The sequence below is a fragment of the Sphingobium sp. TomTYG65 genome (assembly GCF_055395525.1).
Genome location: NZ_AP027330.1, coordinates 2,626,603 through 2,645,752, shown reverse-complemented (window position 1 = coordinate 2,645,752; position 19,150 = coordinate 2,626,603). Strand labels below are relative to the sequence as shown.

At 64.6% G+C, this 19,150-nt stretch carries 19 protein-coding genes and 1 tRNA gene; 13 read left to right on the top strand and 7 right to left on the bottom strand.

The genetic code is table 11. The features are described from left to right. Position 1: 1 nt before the first annotated feature. The 6 genes from ACZ5Y5_RS13095 to yajC all read right to left on the bottom strand — a co-directional run bounded on the left by ACZ5Y5_RS13095 (position 2) and on the right by yajC (position 5,253). Positions 2-676: an RlmE family RNA methyltransferase gene (locus tag ACZ5Y5_RS13095; RefSeq protein WP_464809042.1), complete on the bottom strand. Its 675-nt coding sequence runs from the start codon at positions 674-676 to the stop codon at positions 2-4. Beyond that, positions 673-1,791 (bottom strand): Ppx/GppA phosphatase family protein, encoded by a 1,119-nt coding sequence (locus ACZ5Y5_RS13090; protein WP_464809041.1) that lies wholly within the window; start codon positions 1,789-1,791, stop codon positions 673-675. The genes ACZ5Y5_RS13095 and ACZ5Y5_RS13090 overlap by 4 nt, the downstream gene beginning before the upstream one ends. A gap of 120 nt (positions 1,792-1,911) precedes the next feature. Continuing rightward, positions 1,912-2,253 (bottom strand): Mth938-like domain-containing protein, encoded by a 342-nt coding sequence (locus tag ACZ5Y5_RS13085; protein ID WP_464810544.1) that lies wholly within the window; start codon positions 2,251-2,253, stop codon positions 1,912-1,914. 53 nt (positions 2,254-2,306) lie between these two features. After that, a complete protein-coding gene (secF, locus tag ACZ5Y5_RS13080) occupies positions 2,307-3,293 on the bottom strand; it encodes a protein translocase subunit SecF (protein WP_464809040.1) in 987 nt (328 codons plus the stop codon). 18 nt (positions 3,294-3,311) lie between these two features. Next, the gene (gene secD, locus ACZ5Y5_RS13075) at positions 3,312-4,910 is read right to left on the bottom strand and encodes a protein translocase subunit SecD (RefSeq protein WP_464809039.1); all 1,599 of its coding nucleotides are present in this window, start codon (positions 4,908-4,910) and stop codon (positions 3,312-3,314) included. A gap of 7 nt (positions 4,911-4,917) precedes the next feature. Continuing rightward, a complete protein-coding gene (gene yajC, locus ACZ5Y5_RS13070; RefSeq protein WP_066525477.1) occupies positions 4,918-5,253 on the bottom strand; it encodes a preprotein translocase subunit YajC in 336 nt (111 codons plus the stop codon). A 188-nt stretch (positions 5,254-5,441) separates the two neighbouring features. Here yajC and ACZ5Y5_RS13065 point away from each other — a divergent pair. The 3 genes from ACZ5Y5_RS13065 (at position 5,442) to ACZ5Y5_RS13055 (ending at position 6,500) form a co-directional block, all read left to right on the top strand. Next, a tRNA-Pro gene (locus ACZ5Y5_RS13065) sits at positions 5,442-5,518 on the top strand. A 167-nt stretch (positions 5,519-5,685) separates the two neighbouring features. Next, positions 5,686-6,228, top strand: a complete 543-nt coding sequence (locus ACZ5Y5_RS13060) for a glycoside hydrolase family 108 protein (protein ID WP_464809038.1) — start codon at positions 5,686-5,688, stop codon at positions 6,226-6,228. Next, entirely contained in the window at positions 6,228-6,500 is a 273-nt protein-coding gene (locus ACZ5Y5_RS13055; protein ID WP_464809037.1) for a 3TM-type holin, read from the top strand. The genes ACZ5Y5_RS13060 and ACZ5Y5_RS13055 overlap by 1 nt, the downstream gene beginning before the upstream one ends. 503 nt (positions 6,501-7,003) lie before the next feature. Here ACZ5Y5_RS13055 and ACZ5Y5_RS13050 read toward each other — a convergent pair. After that, the gene (locus ACZ5Y5_RS13050) at positions 7,004-7,531 is read right to left on the bottom strand and encodes a hypothetical protein (RefSeq protein ID WP_464809036.1); all 528 of its coding nucleotides are present in this window, start codon (positions 7,529-7,531) and stop codon (positions 7,004-7,006) included. A gap of 297 nt (positions 7,532-7,828) precedes the next feature. Between ACZ5Y5_RS13050 and rpsM the strand changes: the two genes are divergently transcribed. The 10 genes from rpsM to ACZ5Y5_RS13000 all read left to right on the top strand — a co-directional run bounded on the left by rpsM (position 7,829) and on the right by ACZ5Y5_RS13000 (position 19,115). Next, the gene (gene rpsM, locus ACZ5Y5_RS13045) at positions 7,829-8,197 is read left to right on the top strand and encodes a 30S ribosomal protein S13 (RefSeq protein ID WP_097090689.1); all 369 of its coding nucleotides are present in this window, start codon (positions 7,829-7,831) and stop codon (positions 8,195-8,197) included. Between the two features lie 75 nt (positions 8,198-8,272). Further along, positions 8,273-8,662 (top strand): 30S ribosomal protein S11, encoded by a 390-nt coding sequence (gene rpsK / locus ACZ5Y5_RS13040; RefSeq protein WP_004208752.1) that lies wholly within the window; start codon positions 8,273-8,275, stop codon positions 8,660-8,662. A 120-nt stretch (positions 8,663-8,782) separates the two neighbouring features. Then, on the top strand, positions 8,783-9,844 hold the full coding sequence (locus ACZ5Y5_RS13035; RefSeq protein WP_464809035.1) for a DNA-directed RNA polymerase subunit alpha: 1,062 nt from the start codon (positions 8,783-8,785) through the stop codon (positions 9,842-9,844). A 176-nt stretch (positions 9,845-10,020) separates the two neighbouring features. Continuing rightward, complete coding sequence (rplQ, locus tag ACZ5Y5_RS13030) at positions 10,021-10,446, top strand: 50S ribosomal protein L17 (protein ID WP_464809034.1); 426 nt, start codon at positions 10,021-10,023, stop codon at positions 10,444-10,446. Between the two features lie 100 nt (positions 10,447-10,546). Next, entirely contained in the window at positions 10,547-12,715 is a 2,169-nt protein-coding gene (locus ACZ5Y5_RS13025) for a prolyl oligopeptidase family serine peptidase (RefSeq protein WP_464809033.1), read from the top strand. Positions 12,716-12,782: 67 nt separating this feature from the next. Continuing rightward, positions 12,783-13,325: a hypothetical protein gene (locus ACZ5Y5_RS13020; protein ID WP_464809032.1), complete on the top strand. Its 543-nt coding sequence runs from the start codon at positions 12,783-12,785 to the stop codon at positions 13,323-13,325. A gap of 221 nt (positions 13,326-13,546) precedes the next feature. Continuing rightward, entirely contained in the window at positions 13,547-14,788 is a 1,242-nt protein-coding gene (locus ACZ5Y5_RS13015) for an ammonium transporter (protein ID WP_464809031.1), read from the top strand. A gap of 79 nt (positions 14,789-14,867) precedes the next feature. Further along, the gene (locus ACZ5Y5_RS13010; RefSeq protein ID WP_464809030.1) at positions 14,868-16,106 is read left to right on the top strand and encodes a TCR/Tet family MFS transporter; all 1,239 of its coding nucleotides are present in this window, start codon (positions 14,868-14,870) and stop codon (positions 16,104-16,106) included. 108 nt (positions 16,107-16,214) lie between these two features. After that, the gene (gene guaA / locus ACZ5Y5_RS13005) at positions 16,215-17,774 is read left to right on the top strand and encodes a glutamine-hydrolyzing GMP synthase (protein ID WP_464809029.1); all 1,560 of its coding nucleotides are present in this window, start codon (positions 16,215-16,217) and stop codon (positions 17,772-17,774) included. 168 nt (positions 17,775-17,942) lie between these two features. After that, on the top strand, positions 17,943-19,115 hold the full coding sequence (locus ACZ5Y5_RS13000) for an aminotransferase (protein ID WP_464809028.1): 1,173 nt from the start codon (positions 17,943-17,945) through the stop codon (positions 19,113-19,115). The last annotated feature ends 35 nt before the right edge of the window (positions 19,116-19,150 follow it).

Here is a 19,150-nt window from a genome sequence, read left to right as displayed (position 1 = left end):
GTCAGCCCTGCTCTTCGGGTCGCCCCTTGAAGCCTTGTGCCACGACATACCATTCGACGCTGCCCTTCCGGCTGGCGGGCGGCTTGGCATGTTTGACCGTCATGAAATGCTTCTTCAACAGGCTAAGCAGTTCCGTATCGGTTCCGCCTGCAAACACCTTCGCAACAAAGGTGCCGCCCTTGCGCAGATTCTCCACCGCGAACCAGGCCGCCGCCTCTACCAGCGCCATGGTCCGCAGATGGTCGGTCTGCGCATGGCCCACCGTGTTCGCGGCCATGTCGGAAATGACGAGGTCGGGCGCATCCCCCAGCGTCTCGGTCAGCAGAGCAGGCGCCTTGTCGTCCATGAAGTCCATCTGGAACAGGGTGACGCCATGGATAGGATCGGTGGGCAACAAGTCGATGCCCACAACCTTCGCTTTGGGCGACAGCTTTCTGACCACCTGCGCCCACCCGCCGGGTGCGACGCCCAGATCGACGACGGCGCGCGATCCCTTTACGAAGTGGAACTTCTCGTCGAGTTCGATCAGCTTGAAGGCGGCACGGCTGCGCCAACCTTCCGCCTTGGCGCGGCGGACATAAGGGTCGTTCAGCTGCCGTTCGAGCCACCGCGTCGATTGCGCCGTCCGACCTTTTGCCGACTTGACCCGGACCTTGCCCGCACCTGCACCCCTCACATCATTGCTCCGTCACGGTCCATGAGGCCGCGCAAAATGCCTTCACGAATACCCCGGTCGGCGACGCCCAGCCTTTCGGCGGGCCAGATGTCGAGGATGGATTCCAGGATCGCGCATCCCGCGACCACCAGGTCGGCTCGCTCCGACCCGATACATGGCAGCTTCTGCCGTTCCGCCAAACCCATGGCTGACAGCCTGCCGGAAATCGCCCGCATCGAGGCGGATGGTACGATAAGACCGTCAATGGCCTGCCGGTCGTAGCGCGGCAGATTGAGGTGAACGCTGGCCAGCGTCGTCACCGTGCCTGATGTGCCGAGCAGCCGGATTGCGGGCGCTTCACGCGGCAGGCGGCGAGCGAGTGGCGAAAAGGCATCGGCAACGCGCGACCGCATGCGCGAATAGGCAGCCAGCCGCTCACCGGCGTCAGAATGGTCGAACAATTCGCTTTCGGTGAGCGAGACCACGCCCCAGGGTGCGCTGACCCAATCGACGATGTGCGGCGCGCCGGAGCAATTGGCATCGACCAGGACCAGTTCGGTGGACCCGCCGCCGATATCGAAGATCAGCGCTGGGCCGTCGCCCGGCTCCAGCAGCGCGTGGCAGCCCATGACCGCCAGCCGCGCTTCTTCCTGCGCGCTGATGATGTCGAGCGCTATCCCGGTTTCGCGATAGACGCGCTGAATGAATTCAGCGCCGTTGGAAGCGCGGCGGCAGGCTTCGGTCGCCACGGAGCGGGCGAGCGTCACATGCCGGCGGCGTAGCTTGTCAGCGCAGATCGACAGGGCGGCGATTGCCCGATCGATCGCAGCATCGCTGATCCGCCCGGTCGCCGCCAAACCTTCGCCCAACCTGACAATGCGGGAAAAGGCGTCGACGACGATGAAACCATCGGCCGAGGGCTTGGCGATCAGCAAGCGGCAATTGTTGGTGCCGAGGTCGATCGCGGCATAGGAGCGCCTACCACGCGGCGAATGAGGCAAGGGGCCCCGCTGTTTCGTCGGGGGAGATATGGCCGCAGCCTTGCTCCCATTACCCTGGCCGGAACGGGCGCCCTTGCCCGAAGCACCCCCGGCGGGACCGGAACTCTGCGGCAATGGGCGGCTTTGCTGCACCATGGCCGTAACTCTTTTCTTCTTCGCCGACACCGACAGGCGACGGAACTTGGCTTCAGACTATGCGGATGCGGGGCAAAGCGCAAGACGCCGCCAGAAAAGCCAACGACATAGCGCCAAGAGTCAGAGAGGGAGCAGGGCCGCCACGATCCAGCGCTCTTCCGCGCGAAGCACGCCCCATGCGCGCGCGGCGGCGCGGCTGTCCATTGCTTCCAGACCGACGCCTCTTGCTTCCAGTTCGCGGACAAAGGCGCGCGGCGGCTGGCGCAAGCCCGTACCGGTGCCGAGCAGCAGGAATTCCGGCAAGGGGTCGATGTCCAGAAGGTCGCCCAAGGCGGCGATCGTCAGTTCACCAGGTGCGGGCGCGTCGTCCCATGCCAGTGCCCGAATGGGAGTGAGAAGCAGGCCGCCCGGAAACACATCGTCCCGGACCCGGAAACCGCGCCCCGCGAAGCCGGTGACAATCGGCCCCTGCCCCGCGTCATCACGGCGCAGTTCGATGCCGGTGCGCTTGTCGGTCAGGGCCGCGCCCCATCGTCACGCGGCCCGAGGCGTTCGGCGCGGTCGGCGATGTTGGTCTTGCTCGCCTTGCGCTCAGCGAGCTGCGGCGAAAGGCCGAGCGTGATCAGCAGCGATGAGGACACATAGACAGACGAATAGGTACCCACGACAATGCCCAGCATCATGGCAGCTGTGAAACCGCGCAGCACATGGCCGCCGAAGAGCAGCAACGCGCCGAGCGCCAGCATCACGGTGACGGACGTCATGACCGTACGCGGCAGGGTTTCATTGACGGACAGGTCGATCAGCGCCTTCATGTCCATCTTGCGATATTTGCGCATATTTTCGCGTATGCGGTCGTCGATCACCATCTTGTCGTTGATCGAATAGCCCACGATCGTCAGCACCGCCGCGACGATATTGAGGTCGAACTCCAGCTGGGTGATGGCGAAGAAGCCGAGCGTCATCAGCACGTCGTGCATGATCGCGACGAAGGTCGAGATGCCGAACTGCCATTCGTAGCGGAACCAGGAGAAGATCGCGATGCCGATGACGGCGAGCATGACGGCCAGCACGCCATTCTGGATCAGTTCGCCGGAGACTTTGCCCGAAACGGTATCATAACGGGAGAAGGTCACGCCCGGGAATTGGGCGGTCATCGCGTTACGGGTCTTTTCGACGATCGCGTTGGCGGCACCCGCTCCGCCTTGCTCCGGCAGGGGAAGGCGGATCTGCACGGTATTGGGATCGCCAAACTGCTGGAGCGAACTTTCGCCCACGTCGAGGGCTGCAATCGTACTGCGAACACGATCGGTTTCTACCGCCTGCGGAAAACGCGCCTCGATCATCAGGCCGCCGACGAAATCGACGCCAAGGTTGAGGCCGCGATAGGCAGTCGCACCGACGGCAAGGACGGTAAGCAGCGCCGTAAGGGCGAAGGCCCAATGGCGCAGCTTCACAAAGCCGATGTTGGTGTTGTCGGGGACGAGCTTTAGAAGTTTCATGGGTATTCTCCCGGCCCCTTAAATGTGGATCTCGGTCGGCCGCTTGGCACGGAGCCAGCGCGACGCGAGCAGGCGGGTGAAGGTCACGGCGGTGAACACGCTGGTCGCGATGCCGATCAGCAGCACGATGGCGAAGCCCTTCACCGGACCGGAACCCAAGGCGAGCATGATGCCACCAGCAATAGCGTGGGTCACGTTCGCTTCGAAGATGGTGCGGCTGGCTTCCTTATAGCCGAACTCGATCGCCTGCACCACGCCGCGCCCGCGCCGCCGCTCTTCGCGGATGCGTTCATAAATGAGGACGTTGGCGTCCACCGCGGTGCCGATGGTCAGAACGAAACCGGCAATGCCCGGCAGCGTCAGCGTGGCGCCCAGCATGCCCATGACGCCCAGGATCACCAGCACGTTTATGGCGACGGCGAGGTTCGCATACATGCCGAAACGACCGTAGCTGACGAACATGAAGGCCGCGACGGCGGTAACGGCGATGACCGAGGCCAGCAGACCTGCGCGGATCGAGTCAGCCCCGAGCTGGGGTCCAACGGTGCGTTCTTCCACGACAGTCAGCGCCACCGGCAGCTTGCCCGAGCGCAGCGCGATCGCCAGCTGGTTGGCGCTTTCGACGGTGAAGCTGCCGCTGATCTGCGCGGAACCGCCAAGGATCGGCTCATTGATGTTCGGGGCCGACAGCACCTTGCCGTCCAGGATGATGGCGAAGGGCCGGTTGACATTCTGCGACGTCACCTGGCCGAACTTGCGTCCGCCCGAACCATTGAAGCGGATGTTGACGATCGCCTGATTATTCTGGTCATAGCCTTGCGTGGCGTCCGTCAGGTCCTCACCCGACACCATGACCTGGCGCTTCACGGCGATCGCCGGGATGCCGGAGGGGTTGCCGGGATAAGGCAGCACTTCACTGCCGACGGGCGCGCGCCCCTGGGCGACTTCAGCAGGATTGGCGCTGGTGTCGACCAGCTTGAATTCCAGCTTGGCTGTTTGGCCGAGCAGATCCTTCAGCGCTTTGGGATTTTGAAGGCCCGGCACCTGCACGACGATGCGGTTGCCGCCCTGCTGCTGGATCGTGGGCTCGCGGGTGCCCATTTCGTCGATACGCTTGCGGATCACCTCGGTCGCGACTTCCATCGCGCTCTTGACCGCATTGTCGATCCCCGCCTCGGTCGGCGTGATGACGATGGTCGAGCTGTTCACTACCTCGACGTTGAAGTCGCGCTGGCCGGTAAGACCCGCGCCCTGGGTCAGCGGACGGATGCGCTCCACCGCTGCATCGACCTGCGAGGGGTCGCGCACCATGAAGCTGAGCTTGCCGTCGCGGCTGGAGATGTCGCCGATCGCGATGCGCGGGGTGCCGCGGCGCAGTTCCGTGCGGACCTGCTCCTCCATATTGGCGAGGCGCTGCTTGGCGACGTCCTGCGTCGAGGCTTCAAGCAGCAAATGGCTGCCGCCCGAAAGGTCGAGGCCGAGATTGACGCGCGTCTGCATGAAATGCGGCAGCCGTTCGACAGTCGTATCGGGCAGGAAGCTCGGCACCGCGCACAGGATGCCGATGACGAGAGGCAGCAGGATCGCCGCGACGGCCCAGCGCGAGAAGTTCAGCATCGAGGGCTCAGTCGTTCGCGGGCTTGGCGGTCGCCGGATCGACGACGTCGGTCAGCGTGGACTTGACGGCCTTCACCTTCATGCCCGGCGCGAGCTCGACATCGACATAATGTTCGTCGACGCGCGCGACCTTCCCCACCAGGCCACCGCCAGTCACCACCTGATCGCCCTTTTTCACGGCGTCGATCTTCGCCTTATGCTCCTTCATCCGCTTTTGCTGCGGGCGGATCAGCAAGAAGTAGAAGACGACGAAGATGAGGACGAGCGGCGCCATCTGCACCAGCATGGAAGCGCCTGACGATTGCTCGCCCGCGGTCTGGGCAAAGGCTGGGGTAATGAGCATGTGTGGGACTTTCGCCTTATTGTCTTGTCGTGCCGCCGGCCGTTCAATCAGCTGCGGATCAAGGGCGCGCGGCTAACACAGATGGGGATGGCGAGGCAATATGATTAGGGATTGTGAAATGAGGCAAAAAGGCTGCGCCGAAACGCTTGCAAGTTCTCAAACATGCTTCTATGTGCCGCCGCTCCGGTCGGGACGTAGCGCAGCCTGGTAGCGCATCACACTGGGGGTGTGGGGGTCGGAGGTTCGAATCCTCTCGTCCCGACCAAAATCATGAAGGAAGTAGCGAATTGAACGCGATTTCGCGGGCGCGCTTCCATCCCCCGATCAGAATCCAACTTTTCCTATTTCTGCGTGGGCAGAGCGATTTCTGCTGTCCTACAGTGAACCAGATGGGATAAATGCTGCGCCTCATCCGAAACGAGGAGGCGGTTTATGGATATTGCGGCGCTGATCGACGAGGTGATTGCGCGGGAGGGCGGCTATAGCAACCATCCGGCGGATCGGGGCGGTCCCACCAATTTCGGCATCACGCAGGCTGTGGCGCGCGCCAATGGCTATGCAGGCGACATGCGCCAGTTGCCCCGGACAGTCGCGGAAGCGATCTACCGGCGGCTTTATTGGGAGCGGCCGGGCTATGGCTTCGTCGCGGAGATTGCGCCCAATGTCGCAGCCGAGCTGTTCGACAGCGCCGTGAACATGGGCCCCGCGACGGCGACGGGATTCCTGCAGCGGGCGCTCAACGCACTCAATCGCAACCAGAAGGATTATCCGGATCTTAAAACCGATCGCCTGATCGGGGCGAAGACGCTCGCGGCGCTTGGGGCCTTCATGCGGCTGCGCGGCAAGGCTGGGGAGAAGGTGCTACTGAAGGCCATCGAGGCACTGCAAGGGGAACGCTATGTCGCGCTGGCAGAGAGCCGGCCAGCCAATGAAGCGTTCCTCTATGGCTGGCTGGCGAACCGGATCGGTTACTGATGAGCGGCACGAGGCGCAGGCGGACGCGCGCCGACCAATGGACGCTGCGGGCGCGGCCGGCCTTTCTCTATGTCATGTACGGGCTGCTGCTCTGGTCGGTGCCGCTGGGGCTGATCGGCGGGGTGGAGCCCGAGATGGCGGCGGCGATCGTGCGGGCTATGCGCGCCTATTTCGAGGCGTTGCCTGAGCCGCTCTATGCGCTGTTTGGGACGGGCTATCTGGGGTACACGGCCGCCCGCGCCTGGGGGAAGGTTCGGGGGGTTGAGCGGTAGCGGAGGAAATCGCTTTTCGCAGGCCGCATGAGCGGAATATCGCCGACAGCACAAATGAGAGGGGCCGCTGGGGAGATAAGTCCCAGCGGCCCATCATTGACATGGTCACAGCGGCCGGAAGTGCCGCCCAAGGGAAACGTGGATCGCGCTATTTACGCAGATGCGCGGGCCTCTGTCGCGTAATCGCGGCGGAGGAACCTTCGTATCTGACGAAAACCGACGCTGACGGCGTCGCTCAGCGGCGCGTTTCCCGAATGGACTTGACCGACCTCACTGCTGAACCATGAGACATCGGATCACCTCCTTTCGACTGTTGAAGCCCCGCGCGGCCCGCCTGGGAAACCTTCCTCATGCCTGACCACGAAATGGACTGTGAATCAGACGGAAGACATGATCAAGACTTGTAAAATTCTTTTTTCGAATCATAATTGCGCGTCCGTCCGAAAAGCCGATCTGGTGCTTCGATCGGCGATCCGCCCACAATATGTGCGAAAATCCGCGCTTTACCGGCGGCAATCCTCGATCACCCGGCCGACCTCTGCCCACGCGGGCAGGATGAGCGTTTCGAGCCCCTGCACTTCCACAGCGAAACGGCCCCGGCTGTAGGCGATCTGATCGAGCGCCGCGTCGCTGGCGGCGCGGGTGGCGAGCGTACCCGACGGCGTGGCGGTGGCGGGCCAGCCAGTCGCGCCATAGCTGGTGCGCACAGTCATTGCGCCCTGCCCCACGCCCGACCGGAGCAGGCTGATCCTGCCCACCGCAGGATCGCAGCGCAGTGTCAGCAGCGACCCGGCAACCGGGCCGGCGAACAGCGCGGTAGAGCCCGCCCCTTCCTGATGATAGGTCCAGTTGCCGGGCGTTGCGGAACGATATTGCCAATCGAGCGGCTGCGGTGCTGGCGCGGGCGCTGGAGCAGGGCGCGCGGCGATGGGCTGAGGAGCCGGGCGCTGCGCCTGTTCGGGCGCGCCGACGCAGGAGGGGAGCAGGAGCAGCAAGGGCGCGAGCGCGGCGGAGATCGGATGAAGACGCATCGCGCTTTCATGCCGGGGCCAGGGGCGGGCTTCAACCCGAAAAGGGCGGGATGGGGCGCGGAGGCGCCGGCCGGGCGAAAAGCCCGCAAAACAGCCCCGCACGATTGACAGTTTCCCGCCGAATCGCTAGGGGCTGGCCCATCCCGGACACGCTGGTGAGCGGCAGTGCATGGCACTGGCCGTCTTTTTTGCGTCTCGGGGGCTATCGAATCGGTCGAAGTCCTTCTAGGGCTCCGGCCCGGACGCTTTGAGATGGGATGGCGCCAACCGTCCCGTGGAGCAGGAGAAAAGATTACCATGGCACGTATTGCGGGTGTCAACATCCCGACCAACAAGCGCGTTATCATCGCGCTCACCTACATTCACGGCATCGGCCGTCACACCGCTGTCGCGATCGCCGACAAGCTGGGCATCGACCACAGCCGCCGCGTTCAGGACCTGTCGGACGCCGAAGTCCTGCAGATCCGCGAGGCCATCGACGCCGATCACACGGTGGAAGGCGACCTGCGCCGCGAAACCGCGATGAACATCAAGCGCCTGATGGACCTGGCCTGCTATCGCGGCCTGCGTCACCGCAAGGGTCTGCCGGTTCGCGGCCAGCGCACGCACACCAATGCGCGCACCCGCAAGGGCAAGGCGAAGCCGATCGCCGGCAAGAAGAAGTAATCGTCGAGGGTCGGCCATTCGGCCTGGCCCTCCGGTCACTTCCGCTTTCAACGATTTCAGTAGGATTTGAGCAACATGGCACGCGAACCCCAGCGCATTAAGCGGCGCGAGCGCAAGAACATCTCGGCCGGCGTCGCGCACGTCAACGCCAGCTTCAACAACACGATGGTCACCATCACCGACGCCCAGGGCAACGCCATCAGCTGGTCCTCGGCCGGCATGATGGGCTTCAAGGGCAGCCGCAAGTCGACCCCGTATGCCGCGCAGGTTTGCGCCGAAGACGCGGGCCGCAAGGCCGCCGAACATGGCGTGCGCACCCTGGAAGTCGAAGTGAAGGGCCCCGGTTCGGGCCGTGAATCGGCTCTGCGCGCTCTGCAGGCCGTCGGCTTCCACATCACATCGATCCGCGACGTGACGCCGATCCCGCACAATGGCGTGCGTCCGTCCAAGCGCCGCCGCGTCTAAACCGGCCGCCTATGACGTGCGGGCGGCGGACGCGTCGCCCGCTCTCCCATCTGCATCGGCCGGAACGTCCTGTTGGGAACGGGAAATTAAGCGTTTCGGCCTCATCCCCAGGGGAAATACATGACTGTCAACATGAAGAACTGGCAGGAATTGAAGAAGCCCAACAGCCTTGAAATCAAGGCCGCGGGCGACGGCAAGCGCAAGGCGACCTTCGTTGCCGAACCGCTGGAGCGCGGCTTTGGCCTGACGCTTGGCAACGCGCTCCGCCGGGTTCTTCTCTCCTCGCTCCAGGGCGCGGCGGTCACCTCGATCAAGATCGAGAACGTCCTGCATGAATTCTCGTCGCTCGCCGGCGTACGTGAGGACGTCACGGACATCGTCCTCAACATCAAGCAGGTCGCGCTGAAGATGGAAGGCGACGGTCCCCGCCGCCTGCAGCTGTCCGCGACCGGCCCCGCCGAAGTGCGCGCGGGCGACATCACCACCGTGGGCGACATCGAAGTGATGAACCCCGACCTGGTGATCTGTCACCTGGACCAGGGCGCCACGCTGAACATGGAACTGACCGCTGACGTCGGCAAGGGCTATGTCCCCGCCGTCGCCAACCGTCCGGCCGATGCGCCGATCGGCCTGATCCCGATCGACGCGCTCTATTCGCCCGTCCGTCAGGTCGCTTACAAGGTTGAGCCAACCCGCGTCGGCCAGGAACTGGACTATGACAAGCTGTCGCTGACCGTCGAAACCGACGGCACGGTCACGCCGGAAGACGCGGTCGCCTATGCCGCGCGCATCCTGCAGGACCAGCTCCAGCTGTTCGTCCACTTCGAAGACGCGCTGCCCGTCGCCGCTCCGGCTGCCGGCACCGCGACTTCGGCTGCTTCGGAAGGCGAGAGCGACACCAACCAGATCAACCGCTACCTGCTCAAGAAGGTGGACGAGCTGGAACTGTCGGTCCGTTCGGCAAACTGCCTCAAGAACGACAACATCATCTATATCGGCGACCTGGTCCAGAAGACCGAAGCCGAGATGCTGCGCACCCCCAATTTCGGCCGCAAGTCGCTGAACGAAATCAAGGAAGTGCTGTCGTCCATGGGCCTGCGCCTGGGCATGGACATCCCCGGCTGGCCGCCGGAAAATATCGAGGAAATGGCCAAGAAGCTCGAACAGGAGCTGCTGGGCTAAATCCGACCCGTCGCTCCAGCGCAGGCTGGGGCCTCAGGCCGCTACGGGCGACCTTGGGGCACGAGATCCCAGCTTGCGCTGGAATGACGGATTTGAAGGTGAAAGGGCGACGACCTCTAACGGTTGCCTGGTCTGGGGTACCTCAAACGGCCCCTTAACGAACGAAGGAAGAAGACATGCGTCACAAGGTTGGTCATCGTAAGCTGCAGCGCAGCGCCGGGCATCGTAACTCGCTGCTCCGTAACCTCGCCGCCTCGCTCATCAAGCATGAGCAGATCCTGACGACCACGCCCAAGGCGAAGGAACTGCGTCCCTACGTCGAAAAGCTGATCACCCTCGCCAAGAAGGGTGGCCTGTCGAACCGCCGTCTGGCCCATGCCCGCCTGCAGGACGACGCGCAGCTGACCAAGCTGTTCGAGGTCCTGGCCGAGCGCTACAAGGACCGCAACGGCGGTTACACCCGCGTGATCAAGGCCGGCATCCGCGCTTCGGACGCAGCACCGATCGCGATCATCGAACTGGTCGATCGCGACGTCGATGCGAAGGGCCAGGATTCGGGTCCGGTCCAGAACGCTGACGCCGACGAGCTGGAAGCGGCCTGACAAGGCACATCCGCTTTACCAAAGGCGGATCAATGGAATAGAGAAAGGCTGCGGCTCGAATGAGCCGTGGCCTTTTTCTTTTTGGCGTGAACGGGAGAGGATGCGCGCTTTTCGGCTGCTATTGGCGTCGCTGCTCCTGATCGTAGCGCCCTCCCCCGCTCAAACCGAACCCGATGCGGGCCTCGTTCGCGGCGGCGCGGCGACGGCGCTGCGCTATCCCGAGGCCAAGCGGCTGGACCTCGTCGAGGAGCAATTCGGCGTCGCCGTCGCCGACCCCTATCGCTGGCTGGAAAATGACGTGCGCACGGATATGGCGGTGCGCGACTGGGTGGCTCGGGAAAACGCCCTCACTCGCAGGACGCTCGACGCGCTGCCGGGCCGCGCGATCCTGCGCAAACGGATGGAGGCGCTGTTTTCCCATGGCCGCTTCACCCTGCCGCGCAAGGCCGGCAATCGCTATTTTTACGGCTATAATAGCGGGCTGGAACGGCAGACCCCACTTTATGTGCGCGAGGGGTTGGACGGGAAGCAGCGGCTGCTGATCGACCCCAACAGCTGGGCGGAGGATGGCGGGGTGGCGCTGGCGGAATGGACGCCCTCTCCTGACGGCCGCCGCCTGCTTTACGCGGTGCAGGAGGCGGGCAGCGACTGGCGAACGCTCAGGATTCTGGACGTCGATAGCGGCAAGATTCTCGACGACCGGATCGAATGGGTGAAATTCTCGCAACTGGCATGGGACGGGCGGAGCGAGGGTTTCTTTTACGCCCGTTTCAGCGCGCCGCAGGAAGCCTATCGGTCGGAAAATCTGGGTCAGCAGATCTTCTATCATCGGCTGGGACAGGATCAGGCGCAGGATGTGCTGGTCTATGCGACGCCCGACCGGCCCAAGCTTGGCCATATGGCGCAGGTGACGAGCGACGGGCGCTGGCTGCTGGTAAGTTCATTCGAGGGCACCGATCCCCGGCGCGAAGTGCGCGTCGCGGAGCTGACCGGCGGGCGGCTGAAGCTGCGAACGCTGGTGCGGGGGATCGACAATGACTGGCGGCTGATCGGCAGCCGGGGATCGACGCTCTATTTCATCACGGACCTGGATGCGCCGCGCCTGCGCGTGGTGGCGGTCGATGTCCGCAAGCGATGGCATGGGCTGCAAGAGGTGGTGCCGCAGCGGCCGGACAGCCTGGCGGGCGGGGCGCTGGTCGGCAACCGGCTGATCCTGGCCTATGCGACCAATGCGCAGACGGTGGCGGAGCTGGTCGAGCTGGACGGGCGGCGGGTGAGCGATGTGCCGCTGCCTGGCGTGGGCACGGCGGCGGGCTTTGCCGGGCGGGACGGCGATCCAGAGACTTTCTTCAGCTTTTCCGGCTTCGTGAGCCCGGCCAGCATCTACCGCTTCGACACGGCGACGATGCGCTATGAACTGTTCGCGCGGCCCGAACTGCCCTTCGACCCCGATCAGTTCGGGATCGAGCAGGTGAGCTATCCGTCGAAAGACGGGACGATGATCCCGATGACGATCATCCGCAAAAAGGCGCTGGCCCTGTCGAAAACGCCCGCGCCGACGATCCTTTATGGCTATGGCGGGTTCAACATATCACTGACGCCCGGCTATTCGGCGACGCGGCTCGCCTGGTTGGAGCAGGGCGGCGTCTATGCGGTCGCGAACCTGCGGGGCGGCGGTGAATATGGTCGCGCCTGGTATGATGCCGGGCGGGCGGCGAACAAACAGAATGTGTTCGACGATTTCATCGCGGCTGGCGAATGGCTGAAGGCGCAGGGCTATACGACGAAGAATGGACTGGCGATCGAGGGCCGCTCCAATGGCGGACTGCTGGTGGGCGCGGTGGTGAACCAGCGGCCGGACCTGTTCGCCGCCGCGCTGCCTGCAGTCGGGGTGATGGACATGCTGCGCTTCGACCGCTTCACGGCCGGGCGCTACTGGATCGAGGATTATGGATCGCCGGAACGGGAGGCGGACTTCCGGCTGCTGCGCGCCTATTCACCCTATCATAATATACGGGAGGGGCGGGATTATCCGGCGATATTGGTGAGCACCGCCGATACCGACGACCGCGTGGTGCCCGCGCACAGCTTCAAATATGCCGCCGCGCTGCAGGCAGCGGATCTAGGCCCCAAGCCCCGCTTGCTGCGGGTCGACACGCGGGCGGGGCATGGGTCGGGCAAGCCGGTGGACAAGCTGATCGACGAATATGCCGACAGCTATGCCTTCGCGGCCTATTATACGGGCCTCAAGATCCGCGCCGAACCGTAGGCCGCGTTCAGCCGGGCGACAGCCGGCCAGGTGTAGGAGCCCCCCTGAATGAAGAGGAGCCACCGGGATGACGGGCAAAGCGGGTTGGATCAAGGGATCGGTGCTGGCGGCAGCGCTGCTGGCGAGCGGCGTGGCGGTAGCGCAAGGCTATCAGCCGCGGCAAAGCGACCCGCAGCAACAGGATGACTGGCCGGAAGACAGCCAGCCTTCGATGCCCGATGACTCCGAGAACCAGCCGTCCCAGCCCCGCGCCGACGATGATTTCTCGGATGTCCTGGCGAACGACTCCAATCAGTCGCAACCCACCCCCAGCGATGACAGAATTCGCCGCCCGGACGCCGGGCCGCAAGCCGAGCCGGACGAAAACGAGGAAGCGATCACCAGCTGCGCCCTCGCCGCCCGGCAGGAGGCGGAACGCGACGGCGGCTACGCCGAGGTTCGCCAGGTGCAGGAACCGCGCGAAACCCGGAACGGATATGATGTGGAAGGCGATGTCGATGTCCGTTCCGGCTGGCGTGCGCAGGACGGCCGGACGCGGCACTTCACCTGCTCGATCCAGAACGGCCGGGTCGCCGATGTCTATTTCCGGCGGGAGCGCGCCGGGCGTTAACCGGCTGCGGCCTTCCAGAAGGCATTTCGTTTCCTGAGCGACTTCATCGCGCGGTGGAGGCTGACGCGCTTCTTTCCCTGTTCGCCTGATGTTTACGCGTTGCGCAGGCCGCCGGCGGAGGCTAGCTGCCGCGGCAGAAAATAGGGCGGCAGGGAAAAGCTATCATGTTGCGTGGAATATTTCGTCTTGGAGTGGCGGGTTGCGTTGCATCCTGCGCGAGCGTGGCTGCAGCCGCTCCTGCGGCCGGGGCTATCGACAAGGCGGACACGCTGTTGCTGATCGTTGGCGCTGCGCTTGTTCTGTTCATGACATTGCCGGGCCTAGCGCTGTTTTACGGTGGGCTCGTGCGGGCGAAGAATTTCCTGTCGGTGCTGATGCACTGTTTCGGGCTGGCGGCGCTGGCCTCGATATTGTGGTTCCTCTTTGTCTATAGTCTCGCGTTCCGGGGCGATAATCCGTTCATCGGCGACCTGTCGGCCATCGGGCTCAATGGGCTGAGCGCCATCCGCGAGGGGCTGACCGTACCCGAGAATGTCTTCGCGCTTTATCAGATGACGTTCGCCATCATCACGCCCGCGCTGATCGTCGGCGCGTTTCCGGAGCGGGTACGGTTCGGCTGGCTGATGCTGTTTTCCGCACTGTGGCTCGTGCTGGTCTATGCCCCGGCGGCGCATTGGCTTTGGGATAATGGCTGGTTGGCGCAGTGGGGCGCGCGGGACTTTGCCGGCGGGATCGTGGTGCACACCACCGCGGGCATCGCGGCGCTGGTGATGGCGATCATGATCGGGCCGCGAAAGGGCTTTCCCAATTCGATGATACCCCCGCACAGCCCGGCGATGACCATGATCGGCGCAGGCATGCTGTGGGTCGGCTGGTTCGGGTTCAACGGCGGATCGGCTCTCGTTGCGGACGGGGCCGCTGGCTCCGCCATCATCGCGACGCATCTGGCGGCGTCGTCTGCTGCGCTCACCTGGGCAGCGGCCGAGCATCTGAAGATCGGCAAGCCGACGTCGATCGGCGTCGTGACCGGCGCGGTGGCGGGGCTGGCGACGATCACGCCTGCCGCCGGATATGTTTCAGCCACGGGCGCGGTGATCATCGGTATTCTTGGGTCGCTCGTCTGCTTCGCTGCGGTGCTGGGGGTGAAGCATCGCTGGAAGGTGGACGACAGCCTAGACGTGTTCGCCGTGCATGGCGTGGGCGGGATGCTGGGCTCGATCCTGCTCGCGGTCTTCGCCAGCGAAACGCTGGGCGGCACCGGATTGGGCACCGGCCTCAGCGTTGGAAGCCAGCTGCTGGTGCAGGCCGAAGCGGTGCTGATCGTGGCGCTTTGGTCAGCGGTCGTGACGCTGATCGTGGCACGGGCCGCAGCCCTGCTTCTGCCGATGCGCGTCAATGCCGAGCAGGAACATGACGGCCTTGACCTCAGCCTTCATGGCGAAAGGGCTTATGAGTTCGACTGAGAGCACATAAGCCGAGCGGGTATCGGCGGGCGCTGAAGGAGTCCTTGGCATCCGCCGTCCATGGCTATAGCGCAGCCTCATGCCCCCTCGCCCTTCCCCTCCGCGCGCCGCGATCGCGTTCATCCTGGTGACCGCGCTGCTCGACGTCATGTCGATGGGGATCATCATCCCGGTGCTGCCGCAACTGATCGAGCAGCTGTCCGGTTCGACCAGCGCGGCGGGGCTATGGAACGGGCTGTTCGTGGCCTTGTGGGCGGCGATGCAATTTCTCTGTTCGCCGGTGATCGGTTCGCTGTCCGACCGGTTCGGGCGGCGGCCGGTGATCCTGATTTCGGTGGCCGGTTTGGCGCTCGACTTCCTGCTGATGGCGGTTGCGCCCAATCTGTGGTGGCTGGCGCTGGGCCGCATTCTGGCGGGGGTGACCTCGTCCAGTTTTACATCGACCTTTGCCTATATGGCCGACATCACGCCGCCTGAACAAAGGGCGCGCGGCTATGGATTGATCGGTGCGGCGTTCAGCGGCGGATTTGTCGCCGGACCGCTGCTGGGCGGGGTACTGGGCGAGATTTCGCTGCGCGCGCCTTTCTGGGCGGCGGCGGGGCTGTCCGCCCTCGCCTTTTTCTACGGCCTGTTCATATTGCCGGAGTCGCTGGGGCGCGACAAGCGCATGGCCTTTTCCTGGAAAAGGGCCAATCCGTTCGGCGCGCTCAAGCTGCTGCGGTCGCATCCGGAGCTGTCGAGCCTCTCCATCGTCAATTTCCTGCTCTATTTCGCCCATCACCTCTTTTCGGCGGTGTTCGTGCTCTATGCGGGCGACCGCTATGGCTGGGGCGCGTGGCAGGTGGGAACGCTGCTGGCGCTGGTGGGCCTGATGGACATGGGCGTGCAGGGCCTGCTGGTCGGGCCGGTGGTGAAGCGGCTGGGCGACCGGGCGACGATGGTCTTTGGCCTCAGCTTCGGCGCGGTCGGCATAGCGGCGATGGGGCTGGCCCCGACGGGCTGGCTGTTCGTGGCGGCGATGTTGCCGAACGCGCTCTGGGGCCTTGCCATGCCGACGATCCAATCGCTGATGACGCAGCGCGTGTCGGAATCGGAGCAGGGCCAGTTGCAGGGCGCGAACAACAGCGTCGGATCGATCGCGGGCATATTGTCGCCGCTCTTCTTCGGCGCGATCTATTCGCTGTCGGTGGGATCGGGCGCGGTGCTGCCCTTCATCGGCAGCGCCTTCCTGATTGCGGCGGCGGTGCTGGCGGGCGCGGCGCTGCTGGGATGGGCGGCGGGGCGCGAGGGGAAGGCGGAGGCGAAAGCTCTGTCATAGGGTTTCTCGACTACGCTCGAACGAACGGGGTGGCAGAAACTGGACATATGGGAGCGATCGGACTAACCGCGCGGCATCCCATTCTCTCCGGCTCGTAAAGGCGATTCGATGACGCTGCCCCTTCAGGATTCCATCCTTATCGTGGACTTCGGCAGCCAGGTGACGCAGCTGATCGCCAGGCGCGTGCGCGAAGCGGGCGTTTATTCGGAAATCGCGCCGTTCAACAGCGCGGCCGAAGCGTTCAAGCGGCTGAAACCCAAGGGCATCATCCTGTCGGGCGGCCCGTCGTCCGTCATGTGGGAAGACAGCCCGCGCGCGCCGCAAGCTTTCTTTGACGCGGGCATCCCGATCCTGGGCATCTGCTATGGCCAGCAGACGATGATGCAGCAGATGGGCGGCCAGGTGGAAGGCGGCGAGAGCGGCGAGTTCGGCCGCGCCTTCATCGAGGTGAAGAAGCGCTGCGCCCTGTTCGACGGCCTGTGGGCAGAGGGCGAACGCCATCAGGTGTGGATGAGCCACGGCGACAAGGTGACCAAGCTCGCCCCCGGTTTCGAGGTAGTGGCGGTAAGCGAAGGCGCGCCCTTCGCCATGACCGCGAATGAGGAAAAGCGCTTCTACGCTACGCAATTCCACCCTGAAGTGGTGCACACGCCCGACGGGGCCAAGCTGCTGGCGAATTTCGTGCGCCATGTCTGCGGCCTGAAGGGCGACTGGACCATGGCGGAATTCCGCGCGACCAAGATCGCCGAGATCCGCGAGCAGGTGGGCGACGGCAAGGTGATCTGCGGCCTGTCCGGCGGCGTAGATAGCGCGGTGGCCGCGGTGCTGATCCATGAGGCGATCGGCGACCAGCTGACCTGCGTGTTCGTGGATCACGGCCTGATGCGCAGCGGCGAGGCGGAGCAGGTCGTTTCGCTGTTCCGGGGCAGCTACAATATCCCGCTCGTCCATGTGAACGCCGAAACGCTGTTCATGAAGGGACTGGAGGGCGTCACCGATCCCGAAGCCAAGCGCAAGTTCATCGGCAAGACCTTCATCGACGTGTTCGAGGATGAGGCGAAGAAGATCGGGGGCGCGGCTTTCCTGGCGCAGGGCACGCTCTATCCCGACGTCATCGAGAGCGTGAGCTTCACCGGCGGGCCGAGCGTGACGATCAAGAGCCACCATAATGTGGGCGGCCTGCCCGAACGCATGAACATGAAGCTGGTCGAGCCGCTGCGCGAACTGTTCAAGGACGAGGTCCGCGCGCTGGGCCGCGAGTTGGGGCTGCCGGAGATTTTCGTCGGCCGCCACCCCTTCCCCGGCCCCGGCCTCGCCATCCGCATTCCGGGCGAGGTCAGCAAGGAACGGTGCGACATCCTGCGCAAGGCGGATGCCATCTATCTGGAGGAAATCCGGAACGCGGGCCTGTATGACGCGATCTGGCAGGCTTTCGCCGTGCTGCTGCCGGTGCGAACCGTGGGTGTGATGGGCGACCACCGCACCTATGACAACGTTTGCGCGCTGCGGGCGGTGACTTCGACCGACGGCATGACGGCGGACATCTATCCGTTCGACGCCTCCTTCCTGAGCCGCGTGGCTACGCGGATCATAAACGAGGTCAAGGGCATCAACCGGGTATGCTATGACTTCACGTCAAAGCCGCCGGGGACGATCGAGTGGGAATGACGCGGAAATAGCAGGCATCCGGGGGATGCCTGCCCGCGTCATTCGCCTCCGCAAGGAGCCGCGGCGTCACCCGCTGATAGGGCTGCGGGCTTCGACAGGCTCAGCCCGAACGGCGATAGATGTTAGCGACGCTATACTCCGGGGCGGAGAGGCATTAGCTCTTCTCTCATGACCAGCGCCCCTCTCGGCCATCCCGTCTATCGGGACATGCCCGCCACCATTTTCGAGAAAATGTCGGCGCGGGCGCGGGAGACGGGCGCGATCAATCTGGGTCAGGGCTTTCCCGATGCGCAGGGCCCAGAGGAGATATTGCGCGCCGCTGCCGATGCGCTTCTGACCAGATCGAACCAATATCCGCCCAGCGGCGGCCTTCCCGAACTGCGGCAGGCGGTGGCGACGCATTATGCGCGGCATCAGGGGCTGGACCTGCGCGCGGAGGAGGTGATCGTCACCTCCGGCGCGACGGAGGCGATCGCGGCGAGCCTGCTTGCGCTGGTGCAACCGGGTGATGAGGTGCTGCTGCTCGCGCCCTTATATGACGCCTATCTGCCGCTGGTGGAGCGCGCCGGCGGGGTGGCGCGTGTCGTGCGCCTGATGCCGCCGGAGTGGCGGATCAGGCGGGAGGCTCTGGAGGCGGCGGTGAACCCGCGCACACGCCTGCTGATCCTCAACAATCCTCTCAACCCCAGCGGCAGCATGGCGACGCAGGAGGAGTTGGCGATGCTGGCCTCCTTCTGCGTGGATCATGACCTGATCGCGATCTGCGACGAGGTGTGGGAGCATGTGACCTTTGATGGCGTCCCGCATCAGCCCTTGATGGCCTTTCCCGGCATGCGCGAGCGGACGGTGAAGATCGGCTCGGCGGGCAAGATATTCTCGCTGACGGGGTGGAAGATCGGGTGGATGTGCGCGGCCGGGCCGGTCGCGAGGCTGCTGGGCCGGGCGCACCAGTTCCTGACCTTCACCAGCGCGCCGAACCTGCAATGGGCGGTGGCCGAGGGACTGGGCAAACCGGCTGCGCGGTTCGCAGCGATGCGGACGGGCTATCAGGCGTCACGCGACCGGCTGGTGCAGGGGCTGCGCGGCGTGGGCTATGTCGTGCAGGAAAGCGCGGCGACATGGTTCGTGACGCTGGATCTGGAGGCGTCGGGCGTCGGACTGGACGACGTCAGCTTTTGCGAGCGGATCATTGACGAGGCAGGCGTGGCGGCGATCCCGATTTCCGCCTTCTACCCCGATGCTGCGGTGACGCATCTGGTGCGCCTGTGCTTTTCCAAGAGCGACGCGGTGATCGATGAGGCGGTGGCGCGGCTGGGCCGGTTCCGCGCATCGCTCGGCTGACCGCATGAAGGCTTGCGGCGATCGGCCGGGGCCGC